This is a genomic window from Micromonospora rosaria (assembly GCF_001567585.1).
Taxonomy (GTDB): domain Bacteria; phylum Actinomycetota; class Actinomycetes; order Mycobacteriales; family Micromonosporaceae; genus Micromonospora; species Micromonospora rosaria.
In genome coordinates, this window is record NZ_LRQV01000150.1 from 1 (window position 1) to 15,311 (window position 15,311).

A 15,311-nucleotide genomic window follows, 5' to 3' on the forward strand; every position below is an offset into this window, starting at 1 on the left:
GGCGGCGCGCGCGGGTCAGTGGTCGGCGCTGTTCCAGTCGCGGCCCTCGCCGACGGAGACCTCCAGCGGCACCGCCAGCGGGTGCGCCCCGCCCATCTCCCGCCGGACCAGCTCCTCCAGCGGCTCCCGCTCGCCCGGGGCGACCTCGAAGACCAGCTCGTCGTGCACCTGCAACAGCATCCGCGAGCGCAGCCCCGAGTCGCGCAGCGCGGCGTCGACGTGCAGCATCGCCACCTTGATGATGTCCGCCGCCGAGCCCTGGATGGGGGCGTTGAGCGCCATCCGCTCGGCCATCTCCCGCCGCTGCCGGTTGTCGCTGACCAGGTCGGGAAGGTACCGCCGGCGGCCCAGGATGGTGGAGGTGTACCCGTCGTGGCGGGCCTTGGCGACCACCTCGTGCAGGTAGTCACGCACCCCGCCGAAGCCGGCGAAGTAGTTCTCCATCAGCCCCCGCGCCTCCTCGGCGCTGATGCCGAGCTGCTGGGACAGGCCGAACGCGCTCAGCCCGTACGCCAGGCCGTAGTTCATCGCCTTGATCTTGCGGCGCTGGTCGGCGGTGACCGCCTCGACGGCGACCTCGAAGACCGACGAGGCGGTGGCGGCGTGGAAGTCGGCGCCGGAGTTGAACGCCTCGATCAGCGCCGCGTCCCCCGACAGGTCCGCCATGATCCGCATCTCGATCTGGCTGTAGTCGGCGGTGAGCAGGCAATCGTACCCCTCGCCCACCACGAAGGCGCGGCGGATCCGCCGCCCCTCCTCGGTCCGGATCGGGATGTTCTGGAGGTTGGGCTCGGTGGAGGAGAGCCGGCCGGTGGCCGCCACCGTCTGGTTGAAGGTGGTGTGGATCCGGCCGTCGTCGGAGACGGACTTGAGCAGGCCGTCGACGGTGGACTTCAGCTTGGCCACGTCCCGGTGGCGCAGCAGGTGGTGCAGGAGCGGGTGCTCGGTCTGCGCGTACAGCCACTGGAGGGCGTCGGCGTCGGTGGTGTACCCGGTCTTGATCTTCTTGGTCTTGGGCAGCCCCAGCTCCCCGAAGAGGATCTCCTGGAGCTGTTTCGGCGAGCCCAGGTTGAACTCCCGGTCGACCACCGCGTACGCCTGCTGCGCGGCGGCCTTCACCTCGGCGGCGAAGTGCGCCTCCAGCTCGGTGAGGTAGTCGGTGTCGGCGGCGATGCCGATCCGTTCCATCCCGGCGAGGACCCGCATCAGGGGCAGCTCCACCTCGGCCATCAGCCGGGCCGACTGCTCGCCGTCGCGGGACAGCTCGGCGTCGATCGCGTCGGCCAGGTCGAGGGTCGCCCGGGCCTGGAGCATGAGGTTCTCCTCGGCCTCCCCGTCGTTGCCGAGCCCCTCCAGGGTGAGCTGACCGGTCTCCGGGGCGTCCACCCGCAGCTCCCGGTGCAGGTAGCGCAGGGCCAGGTCGGTCAGGTCGTAGGAGCGCTGGTCGGGACGGGCCAGGTAGGCGGCGATCTGGGTGTCCCGGACGATGCCGGCCAGCTCCCAGCCCCGGGCGGCGCAGGCCAGCACCGCCGGCTTGCTGTCGTGCAGCACCTTCGGCCGGGCCGGGTCGGCCAGCCAGGCGGCGAGGGCGTTCTCGTCGCCGGGCTCCAGCGGAGCCGGGTCGAACCACGCCGCCGCCCCGTCGCCGGTGGCCAGCGCCATGCCGAGGACGGTGGCCGTGTGCCGCCGGTTCGGGCCGGTGTCGAGCTTGACCGCCACCCCGACCGGGACCCCGGCGGGGGCGTGCGTCTCCAGCCAGCCGCTCACCGCGCCCGGCTCGGTGAGCACCTGGCCGGCCAGCTCGAAGCCGGACTCGGCCTCCGGCTCCACGGCCTCCAGGTACTGGTAGAGGCGGTCCCGCAGGATGCGGAACTCCAGGGTGTCGAAGACCTGGTGCACGGCCTCCCGGTCCCACCCGGTCCAGTGCGTGTCGGCGGGGGTCAGCGGCAGGTCGAGGTCGGCGACCAGGCAGTTGAGGTCGTAGTTGCGGATCACGTCGGCGAGCCGCTCCCGCAGGTTGTCGCCGGCCTTGCCCTTGATCTCGTCGGCCCGCGCGATGACCCCCTCGACCCCGCCGTAGAGGGTGATCCACTTGGCCGCGGTCTTCGGGCCGACCCCGGGGACCCCGGGCAGGTTGTCACTGGTCTCGCCGACCAGCGCGGCCAGGTCGCGGTAGCGCTGCGGGCCGACGCCATACTTCGCCTCGACCGCGGCGGCGTCCATCCGGGCCAGGTCGGAGACGCCCTTGCGCGGGTAGAGGACGGTGATGTTGTCGTCGACGAGCTGGAAGGCGTCCCGGTCGCCGGTGCTGATCAGCACCGACATGCCCTCGTCGCGGGCCCGGCAGGCGAGGGTGGCGATGACGTCGTCGGCCTCGTACCCTTCCTTCTCCACCACCGGGATGCGCAGCGCGGCGAGGACCTCCTTGACCAGGCTGACCTGGCCCTTGAAGTCGGTCGGGGTCTCGCTGCGGCCGGCCTTGTACTCCGCGTACTTCTCGGTGCGGAAGGATCGGCGGGAGACGTCGAAGGCGACCGCGATGTGGGTGGGCCGCTCGTCGCGCAGCACGTTGATCAGCATGCTGGTGAAGCCGTACACCGCGTTGGTGGGCTGCCCCGTCGTGGTGGAGAAGTTTTCCACCGGCAGGGCGAAGAACGCCCGGTATGCCAGGGAGTGTCCGTCGACGAGAAGCAGGCGCGGGGTCGTAGCTGTCACGCAGGCGACTCTAGTCCGTACGCCCGACATTCCCGGCCCCGGCGTGGCCGCGCGCCGGCGGCCGGCCCCGGGACGCGACGACCGGGTCCCGACACGCGACGACCGGCCGGTGGGCGTGCCACCGGCCGGTCGTCGGGCCCGAATCGGTCAGGCCACGCCGAGGTACGCCTCCTTGACCGCCGGGTCGTGCAGGAGTTCCTGGCCGGTGCCCTCCTTGACGATCCGGCCGGTCTCCAGCACGTAGCCCCGGTGGGCCCGGGAGAGCGCCTGCTGGGCGTTCTGCTCCACCAGCAGGATGGTCGTCCCCTGCTCGTTGATCCGCGTGATGATCTCGAAGATCTGCTGGATCAGCATCGGGGCCAGCCCCATCGAGGGCTCGTCGAGCAGCAGCAGCTTGGGACGGGCCATCAGGGCCCGGCCCACCGCCAGCATCTGCTGCTCACCGCCGGAGAGCGTGCCGCCGGCCTGCTTGCGGCGCTCCTTCAACCGGGGGAAGAGATCCATGACCATGTCCAGGTCCTTGTTGATCTCCGACCGGTCCCTGCGGGTGTAGGCCCCCATCTCCAGGTTCTCCATCACCGTCATGCCGGGGAAGACCCCCCGACCCTCGGGTGCCTGGCCGATGCCCCGGACGACCCGCAGGTCCGCGCGCATCCGGGTGACGTCGGTGCCGTCGAAGGTGATGGAGCCGGAGGCCACCGGCCGCAGCCCGGAGATGGCCCGCATGGTGGTGGTCTTCCCGGCGCCGTTCGCGCCGATCAGGGCCACCACCTCACCCTCGTTGACCACGAGGCTGATCCCGTGCAGTGCCTGGATCCGCCCGTAGAGCAGGGTCAGGTCCTTGATCTCAAGCAGCATCGGTCGGCACCCCCAGGTACGCGGCGATCACCTTCGGGTCCTCCCGCACGTCGGCGGGCAGCCCGTCGGCGATCTTCTTGCCGAACTCCAGCACGACGATCCGGTCGGTCACACCCATGACCAGCCGCATGTCGTGCTCGATCAGCAGCACGGTGGTGCCGCTGTCACGGATCTTGCGGATGAGGACGAGCAGCTCCTCCTTCTCCGCCGGGGTGAAGCCGGCGGCCGGCTCGTCCAGGCAGAGCAGGGTGGGGTCGGTCGCCAGCGCCCGCGCGATCTCCAGCCGGCGCTGCTCGCCGTAGGAGAGGTTCCGGGCCAGGTCCCCCGCGCGTCGCTGGATACCGACGAAGCGCAGCAGGTCGTGGGCCTTCTCCCGACCGTGCTTCTCCTCCTTCCAGTGCCGCGGCAGGCGCAGCATGGCGGAGATGACGCTGGTCTTGTGGTGGGCGTCCGCGCCCACCATCACGTTCTCCAGCGCGGTCATCTCGGGGAAAAGCCGGATGTTCTGGAACGTCCGGGCGATACCCGCCTTGGTGATCCACGACCGGCGCTTGCCGCTGACCCGCTCCCCCTTGAACCGGATCTCGCCCTCGGTCGGGCGGTAGACGCCGGTCATGGCGTTGAAGCAGGTCGTCTTCCCGGCGCCGTTCGGGCCGATCAGACCGAGGATCTCCCCCTTGTACAGGGTGAAGTTGACGTCGTTGAGCGCGACCACACCGCCGAAGCGGAGGGTGACGTGGTCGACCTCCAGCAGCGGCTCCCGGCCGGCCGGGTCCGGCGTCGCCGGGGTCGGCTCTGCCGACTTCGCCGACTCCGTCGGCGGCTCGGGCGGCACACCGACCGAGGTCCGCCCGTCGGCGGCGATGTCGCGGTCGCTGGTCTCGTCCCGCTCCGTGTTCATCTTCGGGTCACTCACTGGGCACCGTCTCCTGGGGAACCGCTTCCTTACGCCGGTCGGCGAACTCTGCCGCCCGCCGCCGGTTCGGCACCAGACCCTGCGGCCGGAAGATCATCATCACGATGATGATCAGACCGAAGATCAGGATGCGGTACTCGGCGGTGTCGAAGTCCAGCCCGATGATCTGGCCGAAGCCCCGGAACCACTCCGGCAGGTACCAGGTCAGCGCACCACCGATGATGGCACCCTTGATCCCGCCGGCGCCACCGAGGATGACCGCCGCCAGCACCAGGATCGAGCTTTCCAGCAGGAAGCTGTCCGAGTTGATGAAGGTCTGCTTGCCGGCGAAGATCGCACCGGTCAGACCGCCCACCGCCGCGCCGATCGCGAACGCCCACAGCTTGTACTTGAACGTGGGCACGCCCATGATCTCGGCGGCGTCCTCGTCCTCCCGGATGGCCACCCAGGCCCGACCCACCCGGCTGCGCTCCAGGTTCCGCATCGCGAAGATGATCACGATGATCACGGTGAGGATCAGCCAGTAGTAGGGCTTGGAGTCCACCACCCCGAACAGCGGCCGGCCGTCCACCATGGGGCCCGGCGGGTGCTGCACCTCCGGGATGCCCCGCTGGCCCTGCAACAGGCCGTCGTTACGGGCGGCGTAGAGCCGGATCATCTCGGCGAAGCCGAGCGTCACGATCGCCAGGTAGTCGCCCCGCAGCCGCAGGGTCGGCGTACCGAGGATGACACCGGAGATCATCGTGACCACGATCGCCACCGGCACCGCCGCCAGCCACGGCCAGGTCAGGTCCAGCCGGCTCGCCGGCGAGGTCAGCAACGCCACCGTATACGCACCCACGGCGTAGAAGCCGAAGTACCCCAGGTCGAGCAGACCGGTGAAGCCCACCACCACGTTCAGGCCGACCGCCAGCAGGACGAACACCGCCGTGTCGAACAGCACGGCCGCGAAGTCGGAGCGGGTGGTGTAGAACGCGAAGTACTCGCTGCCGATCGGGAAGCCCAGGTACTCGTAGAACCACCGGTTGGGCAGGATGTAGAAGAAGGCGACCAACGCCGCCAACCCGGCCCAGCGGACCTGCTTGGGCATGTCCGACCAGCGCTGCCTCATCTGGGCGAGCTTTCCCTTGTGCGCGGTCGCCGTCATGCGCGTGCCCTCCCCAGCGACTCACCGAGCAGACCGGTCGGCCGGAACATCAGCAGCACGACCAGCAGCACGAAACCGGTGAAGTCCTTCCAGTCACCACCGAACAGGCCGGCGGCGTAGTTCTCCGCGATACCGAGCAGGAGACCACCGAGCAGCGCACCGCGCAGGTTGCCGATACCACCGAGGACGGCGGCGGAGAACGCCTTCAGCCCGATGAGGAAACCGACGTTGAACTTGGTGTAGCCGTACCGGACGCTCCACAGCAACGCCGCGACGCCGGCCATCAGGCCGCCGAGGACGAAGACCAGCATGATGACCCGGTTCTTGTTGACGCCCATCAGGGCCGCCGTGTCGGCGTCCTGGGCGACCGCCCGGATGCCGCGACCGAGCCGGCTGCGGTTCACGAACTGGTCCAGCGCGGCCATCATCACCAGGGTGACACCGAGGACCAGCAGCTGGATGTTGGTGACCGCCGCGCCGAAGACGGTGAACAGGGTCTCCGAGGGGATCATCACCGGCATACCGAACGGCGCCCGGTGGGTACCGACGCCGAAGGCCTCGGCGATCACGAACGACGCGCCGATGGCGGTGATGAGGAAGGCCAGCGGCGGAGCGTTACGCTTACGCAGCGGACGGTACGCGACCACCTCGACGGTGACCGCGGTGAGCGCCGAGGCGGCCATCGCGGCCCCCAGGCCGACGAGCACCGCCACCAACATGGCGCCGAACGCCGGCGCGGCGGTGTTCTGGTTGTACCCGAGGGCCTCCCAGGTCCACAGGGCGGTGAAGGTACCGACCATGAAGACCTCGGAGTGGGCGAAGTTGATCAGGCGGAGAACGCCGTAGACCAGGGTGTAGCCGAGGGCGACGAGCGCGTAGATCGCGCCCTGCTCCAACCCGGTTATGGTGAGTGCGGGAAAGTTCCCGAAGAACTCAGCGAAGTTCACGTGGGGGCTCCAAGTGTGCGGCCAAACGGCGCGGCCGGGAGCAGAACTCCCGGCCGCATCGTCAGGCGTCCCGGTGAGGCGGGACCGGATGCTCCGGTCAGGCCTTGGGGATCTCGACGTCCGGCACGACCTGGCCGCCAGCGACCTTGAAGGCCCAGACCACGACCTGCGCCGGGTCCAGCTCGCCGTTGGACTCGAACTTGTAGGTCACACCGGTCGCGGTGCCGGCCTTGTTGTAGGCCTTGATGAAGGCGAGCATGTCCTCACGGCTCGACTTCCCGTCCTTGATGCCCTCAAGGAAGATCTTCGTGATGTCGTACGACACGTCGCCGTAGGTGCCCGGGTCGGCGTTGAACGCGGCCTTGTAGTCGTTCACGAAGGAACCCTCGGCCTCGGTGGCCGGGGCGCAGGGGCAGGTCAGGATGGTGCCCTCGGCGACGGCGTTGCCGGCGACCTTGATGAAGTTGGCGTCGTTGACGCCGTCACCGGCGACCATCGTGCCCTTCCAGCCGGCCTCCTTGAGCTGCTTGAGCAGCAGGCCCGCCTCGGTGTAGTAGCCACCGAAGAAGAGCGCGGTCGCGCCACTGCCGACGATCTTGCTGACGACGGCGGAGAAGTTGGTCTGCTTGACCTGGACCTTGTCCTCGCCGGCCACCGCGCCGATGACCTTCTTGACCTCGTCCACCAGACCCGCGCCGTACGCCGACTGGTCGTCGACGACGTAGACCTTCTCGGCCTTCAGCACGTTCTTGATGTACCGACCGGCGGCCGGGCCCTGCGAGGTGTCGTTACCGACGCCCCGGTGGAAGATCTTCCAGTTCTTCTCGCTCAGGCTCGGACGGGTCGCCGAGGGGGTGATGATCGGCAGACCGGCCTGGTCGAAGATCGGGTCCGCGACCTCGGACTCACCCGAGAACGCCGGGCCGACGATGCCCACGACCTTGGGGTCACCGACCGCCTGCTGGGCCAGCGCCGGAGCCTTGGCCGGGTCACCCTGCGAGTCGTACTCGGTCAGGGTGACCTTGCAGTCCGCGTTCTCGGTGTTGTACTGGTCGATGGCCAGCTTGGTGCCGTTACGCATGTGGATACCGAGACCCGCGGCGTCGCCGGTCAGCGGCCCGAAGAAACCGATCTTGAGGTCGCAGGCGGCGGAGCTGCCGCTGCTCTCGCTGCCACTGTCGGCCTTACACGCGGCCGCGCCGCTGATGACGAGCGCGCTGATGGCCACACCACCGAGCACCCGTGCGAGCTTCTGCCTCACGGCTCGTACCCTCCTTGTTCGATGGCCCGACCCGCCACCGACAGGACCCTGCGAGGTGGACCAGGCTGACCGCGATCCCGGTCTGGGGCCGGACGTTATCCCACCGCCGAGTGATGGCGTAAGGCCCGAGAGTGGGGATTGACCGAACCGTTACACGCCATGGCCGATCGGGCGCGATCGCTGTAAGAAAGCCGCGTTCCGAACGTTTTTCGAGCCCGTTTCAACAACGGAAACCGGCGTGCCGGGCACCCCTTACCGGGCGAGATCGGCCACCCGAACGGACCAGACCCCGGACGACCGGCCGTCGTCCAGCGCCACCACCAGCACCCCGTCGGCCTGGGCCACCGCCACCGCCGCGTCCCCGCCCGACGACACCGGCACCGGCAGCGCCAGCCGTCGCCACGAGCCACCGGCGTCCCCGGACCACCACCCCGACCGCTCGGCACCGGCCCCGACCGCCGCCACCAGCGACGAACTCTCCGCCGCGAACCCCGCCACCGACCGGACCCCCGACCCGCCGGCCGCCGCCGGGCTCCCCACGGCGACACCGAACCCACCGGCCAGCCGCCACTGCCCCGCCGCCCGCCGCCAGAGCACGAACTCCTCGCCGAGCCGGCCCAGCACCACCGGCTCCCCCGCCGCCAGCGCCACCCGCTCCGCCGACCCGCCACCGGCGGCCACCGGCTCGTCCGCGCCGGTCACCCCGGCGGACCGGCCCGCGACCGGCAACACCGAGCGGCGCCACGCCCGGCCGTCCGGCGACGTCCAGACCAGCGGCAGGAAACCCGTACCACCGGGCGGCAGCAGCGCGCCCGCCACCAGCCAGCTCTCCCCCACCGCCACCGCGTCCCGGCCGAAGGTCCGCCCGCGCGCGTCCCCGGCCAACTCCGGTGCCCCCTCCAGCAGGGTGAACGCCGCCGCGTCCGGCGCGGAGGCCCAGACCGCCGCGCCGGCGACCCGGCCCCCGGTGATCAGCCACCCCGGCGGGCCACCCGCGATCCGGGCCACGTCCACCGCCCGCGGCCCACCGAACACCTCGAACTCCGCCGGCACCTCCACCAGCCCGCCGTCGGCCGGTTGCCGCCAGGTACTCACCCGGGGATTGCCGTGCGCCCCACCGGACTTGGCCCCCAGCGCGGCCACCGCCGCGCCCCGGCAGCCCACCGCCGACAGGACGTTCTGCGCACCGTAGAACGACTCCGCCCGCACCGGCCGCGCTGCCCAGGACCGGCCGTCGGCGCTCGCCCAGAAGGCCGGCCGGGTCGCCCCGCCGGAATCGGCGACCGCGCCCACCGCGTACCAGCGGCCACCGCAGGCCACCACGTCGCGCACCAGCACCCGGCCCGGTCCACCGGCCGGCACCGGCAGCGCCCCGGCCACCCAGCGGGGCCGCAGCGGGGCCGGCTCGTGCCGGGCACCGGGCTCGTCCCGGACCCCGGCCGCGTCGCAGCCGGCCACCAGCAGGACCGTACCCACCAGGGCCGCGACCGCACGCCGCGCACGCACGAGGGCGATGATATCGATCGGGGCCACCGCCCGGCAGCCCCGCACGGCCCGCCGACGCGGGCCTCGATCCGGGCCGACCGGAGCCGGCCCGACCGGGTCGGTCAGGGGGCCGGCTGGGCCACCTCACCGCCGGCGGTCTCGGCGAGGATCCGCTCGGCGACCTCCTTCATGGTCATCCGGTGGTCCATCGCCGTCCGCTGGATCCACTTGAAGGCCTGCGGCTCGGTCATCCCGTACGTGGTCATCAGGGCGCCCTTGGCGCGCTCGACCGTCTTGCGGACCTCCAGCCGGTCGGTCAGCCCGGCGACCTCCGACTCCAGCGCGGCGATCTCCGAGTACCGGGACAGCGCGATCTCCACCGCCGGCACCAGGTCGCTCTTCTGGAACGGCTTGACCAGGTACGCCATCGCACCGGCGGCACGGGCCCGCTCGACCAGGTCCCGCTGGCTGAAGGCGGTCAGGATGATCACCGGGGCGATCCGGGCGCCGGCGATCCGCTCGGCCGCGGCCAGCCCGTCCATGATCGGCATCTTGATGTCGAGGATGACCAGGTCGGGCTTGAGCTCCTCGGCCAGCCGGACGGCGGTCTCCCCGTCACCGGCCTCGCCGACGACCTGGTAGCCCTCCTCGACCAGCATCTCGGCCAGGTCCAGCCGGATGAGCGCCTCGTCCTCGGCGATCAGTACCCGCCTGCGCTCGGCATCCGTCTGCATCTCGCCCACGAGCCACTCCCACCATCGATCTTCGAACCACTGCCACCCATGTTCCCGCAGAAGCCTAGTCCGGTACAGTTGTGCACACCCGCCGGGATGGTGGAACGGCATACACGGAAGTCTCAAACACTTCTGCCCGAAAGGGCTTGCGGGTTCGAATCCCGCTCCCGGCACCACGTCATACACCTGTTCGACATGCACCTGTTCGACGGCGCGAGGGCGCGGGCCCTCGTCCCGAGCCCCGGGTCGATCGCTCCCGACCGCGGGCCGCCCGCGTGGTGAGTCAGCCGAGCGCGGCGAGCGCGCGGGCCAGGTCGAGGCGCAGGTCCTCGGGGTCCTCCAGGCCGACGGAGATCCGCAGCAGCCCGGCGGCCGGCCGGGCGTCACCCTCGACCGGGCGGTGGGTGAGCGAGGCGGGGTGCTGGACGAGGGTGTCCACGCCGCCGAGGGAGACCGCGTGGGTGATCAACTGGCAGGCGTCGGCGACGGCCGTGGCGGCGCGGATGCCACCGCGTACCTCGAAGGCGAGCAGGCTGCCGGGGCCGGACATCTGGCGGCCGACCAGCCCGGCCGGGTCGTGCAGGCTGGGGTGGTGGACCCGGGTGACGGCGGGGTGGTCGGCGAGCCAGCCGGCGATCTTCTCGGCGCCGGCCTGTTGGGCGCGGACCCGCAGGGGCAGCGTCTGCAGGCCACGGTGCAGCAGGTACCCACCGAGGGGATGCAGGACCGCGCCGGTGAGGGCGCGGACCTGGCGCAGCCGGGCGGCCCAGTCGGCGTCGCAGGCGACGACGCCGGCGAGGACGTCGCCGTGGCCGCCGATGCTCTTGGTGGCGCTGTGCAGCACGAGGGTCGCGCCGTGCCGGGTGGGCTGCTGGAGGACGGGCGTGGCGACGGTGTTGTCGACGAGCAGCGGCACGTCACCGGCGGCGGTGGCGAGGGCGGCGATGTCGACCAGGTCGAGGGTGGGGTTGGCCGGGGTCTCGGCGACGACCAGGGCGGTGTCGGGGCGGACGGCGGCGGCGACCTGGTCGGGGTGGGCCCAGGTGACGGTGGTGCCGAGCAGCCCGGTGGCGAGGACGTGGTCGGTGCCGCCGTAGAGGGGACGGACGGCGACGACGTGGCGGCGGCCGTCGCGGGTGACGGCGAGGAGGGTGGCGGTGAGGGCGGCCATGCCGCTGGCGAAGGCGACGGCGTCGGTGGTCCCCTCAAGGTCGGCGAGGGCGGTCTCGAAGCGGGCCACGGTGGGGTTCCAGAGGCGCTGGTAGACGGCGGTGGCGCCGGGCGGGAGGGGACCGCCGCCGGCGAGGGTCTCGTACGCGTGGCCGCCGTCGACGACGCCGGGCAGCGGGTTGGTGGTGGAGAGGTCGATCGGCGGGACGTGGACGCCGAGGGCGGCGAGGTCGGCGCGCCCGGCGTGCACGGCTCTGGTGTCCACGGTCGTCATGGCCGGAAGGGTCGAACATCAGACTACTGAGAGGCAAGGGATCGGCAGAAAATTCTTTTCATGCCTCTTCTGTGACGGTGATGTTCGGGGAAAGATGGGCGGATGCCTGCCGCACCGAATGATCTGCGGCCGTTCGCGGCCCTGGACGACATCGACCGCGCGATCCTGACCGAGCTGGCCGCCGACGGCCGGCTGCCGAACAACGCCCTGGCGCAGCGGGTGGGGGTGGCGCCGTCGACGTGCCTGGCCCGGACCCGGGCGCTGCGGGAGTCCGGGGCGATCCGGGGGTTCCACGCCGACGTGGACCCGGCGGCGGTGGGGTTGCCGTTGCAGGCGCTGGTGTCGGTCCGGTTGACCGCGCACGAGCGGGCGGCGGTGGACGCGTTCCGGGCCCGGTCGGTGCGGCTGCCGGGGGTGGTGTCGGTGTTCCACGTGGCCGGGGCGGAGGACTACGTGCTGCACGTCCGGGCCGCGTCGGGGGACGCGCTGCGGGACTTCGTGCTGGACCACCTGGCGGTGGACCCGGTGGTGCAGCACACCCAGACCAGTCTGATCTTCGAGCAGGTACGCGGGGCGGGGTGATCGGTTCGACACGGCGGAACAGGCGCCGGTCGTGGCGGGTTGCACCTCGGTGTGATCGACGTACCGTTGTCTGTTCTTGACCTTGCCCCGGTCGCGGCCGGGACCACCGTGGGCGCCGCGTTGCGGCACACCACCGAACTGGCCCGGCGCACGGAGGAGCTGGGCTACCACCGGTTCTGGGTGGCCGAGCACCACAACATGCCGGCGATCGCGAGTTCCGCGCCGGCGGTGCTGCTCGCGCACCTGGGGGCGGCGACCTCGACGATCCGGTTGGGCTCCGGCGGGGTGATGCTGCCCAACCACGCGCCGCTGGTGGTGGCCGAGCAGTTCGGCACCCTGGAGGCGCTGCACCCGGGCCGGATCGACCTGGGCATCGGCCGGGCGCCGGGGACCGACCAGGTGACCGCGCTGGCGTTGCGCCGGACGATGCAGGGCCTGTCGGCGGAAGGGTTCCCGCAGGAGTTGGCGGACCTGGTCAACTACTTCACCGGGGAGCAGCCGGGGCCGATCGTGGCGACACCGGGCCGGGGTGACATGCCGGCGGTGTGGCTGCTGGGGTCGAGCGGGTTCAGCGCGCAACTGGCCGGGCTGCTGGGGCTGCCGTTCTCCTTCGCGCACCACTTCAGCGCGCAGCACACGCTGCCGGCACTGGCGTTGTACCGGCAGCACTTCCGGCCGTCGCGCTGGCTGGCGGAGCCGTACGCGATGGTGGCGGTGAACGCGGTGTGCGCGGAGACCGACGAGCGGGCCGAGTGGCTGGCCGGGCCGAGCGCGTTGTCGTTCCTGCGGCTGCGCTCGGGGCGGCCGGAGCCGCTGGTGAGCCCGGACGAGGCGGCGGCCTACCCGTACACGGAGGTGGAGCGGGAGTTCGTGCTGTCCCGGCGGGAGGGGCAGGCGCTGGGGTCGCCGGAGACGGTCCGCCGGCAGTTGACGGAGTTGCTGGCCCGTACCGGCGCGGACGAGCTGATGCTGACCACGTTGGTGTACGACGTGACGGACCGGGTCCGGTCGTACGAGCTGATCGCCGAGCAGGTCGCGGGCGGGCTGCGCCGGGCCGTGTGACGGAGGGCACCCGGCCGGTTCCGGGTGACGTTCGCGCAGCTCAGAAGGGCTGTACGAACGGTTTCCGGGCACGCTGAAACACGGTCTTCATAGTCGCGTCACCCCACTGTCTCCGACCCCGCCTAGTTTTATCCCCGGTGGTGGTACGGCATTCCCGGTCGGGACGGGTCGGGGGTGCTGCGGTGTGGGGCACCGGGCCGCCGACGTGCGGGTTCACTCGTCGGCCCGGTGCCTGTCCCGGGTCCGCTGGTTGCGGCGGACCCGGGCTGCACCACCTTTCTCCCTCTCAAGGAATTCCCCGGCTCAGCGCGGATGATCCGCTCAGCGCGGGTAGATCCCTCAGCGCAGGTAGATGCGCGGCGCGGGCGGGGTGGACATCCCGTCCCCGAGGAAGAAGCTCGGGTGCGGGGGCTGGTTGTAGGCGGTGTTCTGCCAGGCCACGGAGACCCGGTACTGGGTGTCGTGCATCAGGGTGGGCAGCCGGACGGCGGTCGGGGTCGGCGTGCTGTAGATGCGCAGGGCCCGGTTGTCGGAGGTCCGCCAGATGACCTCCTCCCGCCAGTCACCCAGGATGTCGGCCGACAGGGCCGGGGTGGACTTGGTGCCGTTGTTGGAGGACACCCCCGAGCCGGTGAGCAGCCGGGTGTCCCCGTTGGGGCCGTACTTGTCGATCCGGGTGGCGTCGAGCAGTTCCCGGACCGGGTCCCCGTCCCACCAGACCAGGAAGTTGGTGGAGGAGGGCTTGCGCCCGACGCTCTGCCCCCGGGTGTTCAGCAGGTTGCCGACCGCCGAGGACCAGGACTCCGCCCCGGGGCTGCCGGCCCAGACGTCCCCGGCCACCCCCCGGCCGTTGTCCGAACCCGAGGGGGTGGACCAGAGACGCTGACCGGTCCGGGCGTCGAGGAGCAGGGAGCCGGGCTGGCTGGCCGACTCGCTGACCTTGAAGACCTCCAGGCCGGGACGGCTCGGGTCCAGGTCACCGACGTGCTGGGCGTCCCCGTGCCCGGTGCCCGCGCTCCAGAGCAGCCGCCCGTTGTCGTCGATGGTGGCCGCCCCGTACACGATCTCGTCCCGGCCGTCGGCGTCCACGTCGGCGATCGAGAGGCTGTGGCTGCCCTGGCCGTGGGCGGCTCCGTTGCCGGAGGCGTTGGAGTCGAAGGTCCACCGCTTGGTCAGGGTGCCGTTGCGGAAGTCCCAGGCGGCGACGACCGCCCGGGTGTAGTAGCCCCGGGCCGAGATCAGGGAGGGGCGCTGCCCGTCCAGGTAGGCGGTGCCGGCCAGGAACCGGTCCACCCGGTTGCCGTAGTTGTCCCCCCAGGAGGAGACGGTGCCGCGCGGGGGGTCGTAGCTGACGGTGGAGGCCACGGCCCCGGTCCGACCGTCGAACATGGTCAGGAACTCCGGCCCGGCCAGCACGTACCCGCTGGAGTTGCGGTGGTCGGCGCTGGCCGAGCCGATCACCTGGCCGGTGCCGGAGCGGGTGCCGTCGGCGGTCTTGACGGCCACCTCGGCGTCCCCGTCACCGTCGAAGTCGTAGACCTGGAACTGGGTGTAGTGGGCCCCGGCCCGGATGTTACGACCCAGGTCGATGCGCCACAGCCGGGTCCCGGTGAGGGTGTACCCGTCCAGGTAGACCGGGCCGGTGTACCCGGACTGGGCGTTGTCCTTGGCGTTGGAGGGGTCCCACTTGACGACCAGGTCGTACCGGCCGTCCCCGTCCAGGTCCCCGACGCTGGCGTCGTTGGCCGAGTAGGTGTACGCCTCCCCGCTGGGGGTGCTGCCCCCGGCCGGGGGCTGGATCGGCACGTCCAGGTACCCGGAGCCGAACTGGAGGGCGGGGGCGCTGGGTGCCTGCTCGACGCCGCCGACCACGGCCCGGACGGTGTAGGCCGCCCCGGCGGGTGCCCCGCTGTCCAGGTGGTTGGTGGCCCCGGTGATGGGGGTGGCGTTGACCCGGGTGCCGCCCCGGTACAGGTTGAAGGAGACCCCGCTGGTCTCGGTGCCGAGCAGCCGCCAGGAGACCAGGTTCCCGGTGCCGGAGCGGACGCTGACCAGGCCCCGGTCCAGGTTCTCGGCCTGTCGGGAGCCGGCCGGCGGGTCGGTGGGGGGCGGGGTCGTCGGGGGCGGGGTCGTGGGCGGTGGGGTCGTGGTGGGCGGGGT

The 15,311-nt window shown here is 71.6% G+C and carries 12 protein-coding genes and 1 tRNA gene; 3 read left to right on the forward strand and 10 right to left on the reverse strand.

Annotated elements, in window-relative coordinates; genetic code table 11:
- Positions 1–15: 15 nt before the first annotated feature.
- From polA to AWW66_RS27465, 8 genes are all read right to left on the reverse strand, one after another.
- A complete protein-coding gene (gene polA, locus AWW66_RS27430; RefSeq protein ID WP_067372171.1) occupies positions 16–2,715 on the reverse strand; it encodes a DNA polymerase I in 2,700 nt (899 codons plus the stop codon).
- 147 nt (positions 2,716–2,862) lie between these two features.
- Positions 2,863–3,573 (reverse strand): ABC transporter ATP-binding protein, encoded by a 711-nt coding sequence (locus tag AWW66_RS27435; RefSeq protein WP_067372173.1) that lies wholly within the window; start codon positions 3,571–3,573, stop codon positions 2,863–2,865.
- A complete protein-coding gene (locus AWW66_RS27440; protein ID WP_245648512.1) occupies positions 3,563–4,489 on the reverse strand; it encodes an ABC transporter ATP-binding protein in 927 nt (308 codons plus the stop codon). The genes AWW66_RS27435 and AWW66_RS27440 overlap by 11 nt, the downstream gene beginning before the upstream one ends.
- Complete coding sequence (locus tag AWW66_RS27445) at positions 4,482–5,600, reverse strand: branched-chain amino acid ABC transporter permease (protein WP_211272124.1); 1,119 nt, start codon at positions 5,598–5,600, stop codon at positions 4,482–4,484. The genes AWW66_RS27440 and AWW66_RS27445 overlap by 8 nt, the downstream gene beginning before the upstream one ends.
- A gap of 32 nt (positions 5,601–5,632) precedes the next feature.
- A complete protein-coding gene (locus AWW66_RS27450; protein WP_067372176.1) occupies positions 5,633–6,583 on the reverse strand; it encodes a branched-chain amino acid ABC transporter permease in 951 nt (316 codons plus the stop codon).
- Positions 6,584–6,680: 97 nt separating this feature from the next.
- On the reverse strand, positions 6,681–7,844 hold the full coding sequence (locus AWW66_RS27455) for a branched-chain amino acid ABC transporter substrate-binding protein (protein WP_067372180.1): 1,164 nt from the start codon (positions 7,842–7,844) through the stop codon (positions 6,681–6,683).
- Positions 7,845–8,096: 252 nt separating this feature from the next.
- Positions 8,097–9,350 carry a hypothetical protein gene (locus AWW66_RS36130; protein ID WP_211272123.1) on the reverse strand — a complete coding sequence of 418 codons (1,254 nt, stop codon included), beginning with the start codon at positions 9,348–9,350 and terminating at the stop codon, positions 8,097–8,099.
- Between the two features lie 101 nt (positions 9,351–9,451).
- Positions 9,452–10,072 carry an ANTAR domain-containing response regulator gene (locus AWW66_RS27465; RefSeq protein WP_067372183.1) on the reverse strand — a complete coding sequence of 207 codons (621 nt, stop codon included), beginning with the start codon at positions 10,070–10,072 and terminating at the stop codon, positions 9,452–9,454.
- Positions 10,073–10,153: 81 nt separating this feature from the next.
- Here AWW66_RS27465 and AWW66_RS27470 point away from each other — a divergent pair.
- Positions 10,154–10,239 (forward strand) — tRNA-Leu (locus AWW66_RS27470).
- 107 nt (positions 10,240–10,346) lie between these two features.
- Here the strand turns inward: AWW66_RS27470 and AWW66_RS27475 are convergent.
- Complete coding sequence (locus tag AWW66_RS27475) at positions 10,347–11,507, reverse strand: trans-sulfuration enzyme family protein (protein ID WP_067372186.1); 1,161 nt, start codon at positions 11,505–11,507, stop codon at positions 10,347–10,349.
- A gap of 102 nt (positions 11,508–11,609) precedes the next feature.
- Here AWW66_RS27475 and AWW66_RS27480 point away from each other — a divergent pair, with 102 nt between their 5' ends.
- Together AWW66_RS27480 and AWW66_RS27485 are read left to right on the forward strand one after the other, a co-directional pair.
- Positions 11,610–12,089 (forward strand): Lrp/AsnC family transcriptional regulator, encoded by a 480-nt coding sequence (locus tag AWW66_RS27480; RefSeq protein WP_067372189.1) that lies wholly within the window; start codon positions 11,610–11,612, stop codon positions 12,087–12,089.
- A 39-nt stretch (positions 12,090–12,128) separates the two neighbouring features.
- Positions 12,129–13,151, forward strand: coding sequence for an LLM class flavin-dependent oxidoreductase (locus AWW66_RS27485; RefSeq protein ID WP_067372191.1), 1,023 nt, complete (start codon positions 12,129–12,131; stop codon positions 13,149–13,151).
- 339 nt (positions 13,152–13,490) lie between these two features.
- Here the strand turns inward: AWW66_RS27485 and AWW66_RS27490 are convergent.
- Positions 13,491–15,311, reverse strand: a 1,821-nt coding sequence (locus AWW66_RS27490) for a rhamnogalacturonan lyase (RefSeq protein ID WP_067372194.1), incomplete at its 5' end; no start/stop codon positions are given.

Excerpts from the sequence above, each read along its gene's own strand:
- AWW66_RS27475 (WP_067372186.1), bottom strand. The coding sequence starts at position 11,507 with ATGACGACCGTGGACACCAGAGCCGTGCACGCCGGGCGCGCCGACCTC.
- AWW66_RS27435 (WP_067372173.1), bottom strand. The coding sequence starts at position 3,573 with ATGCTGCTTGAGATCAAGGACCTGACCCTGCTCTACGGGCGGATCCAG.
- AWW66_RS27480 (WP_067372189.1), top strand. The coding sequence starts at position 11,610 with ATGCCTGCCGCACCGAATGATCTGCGGCCGTTCGCGGCCCTGGACGAC.
- AWW66_RS27445 (WP_211272124.1), bottom strand. The coding sequence starts at position 5,600 with ATGAGGCAGCGCTGGTCGGACATGCCCAAGCAGGTCCGCTGGGCCGGG.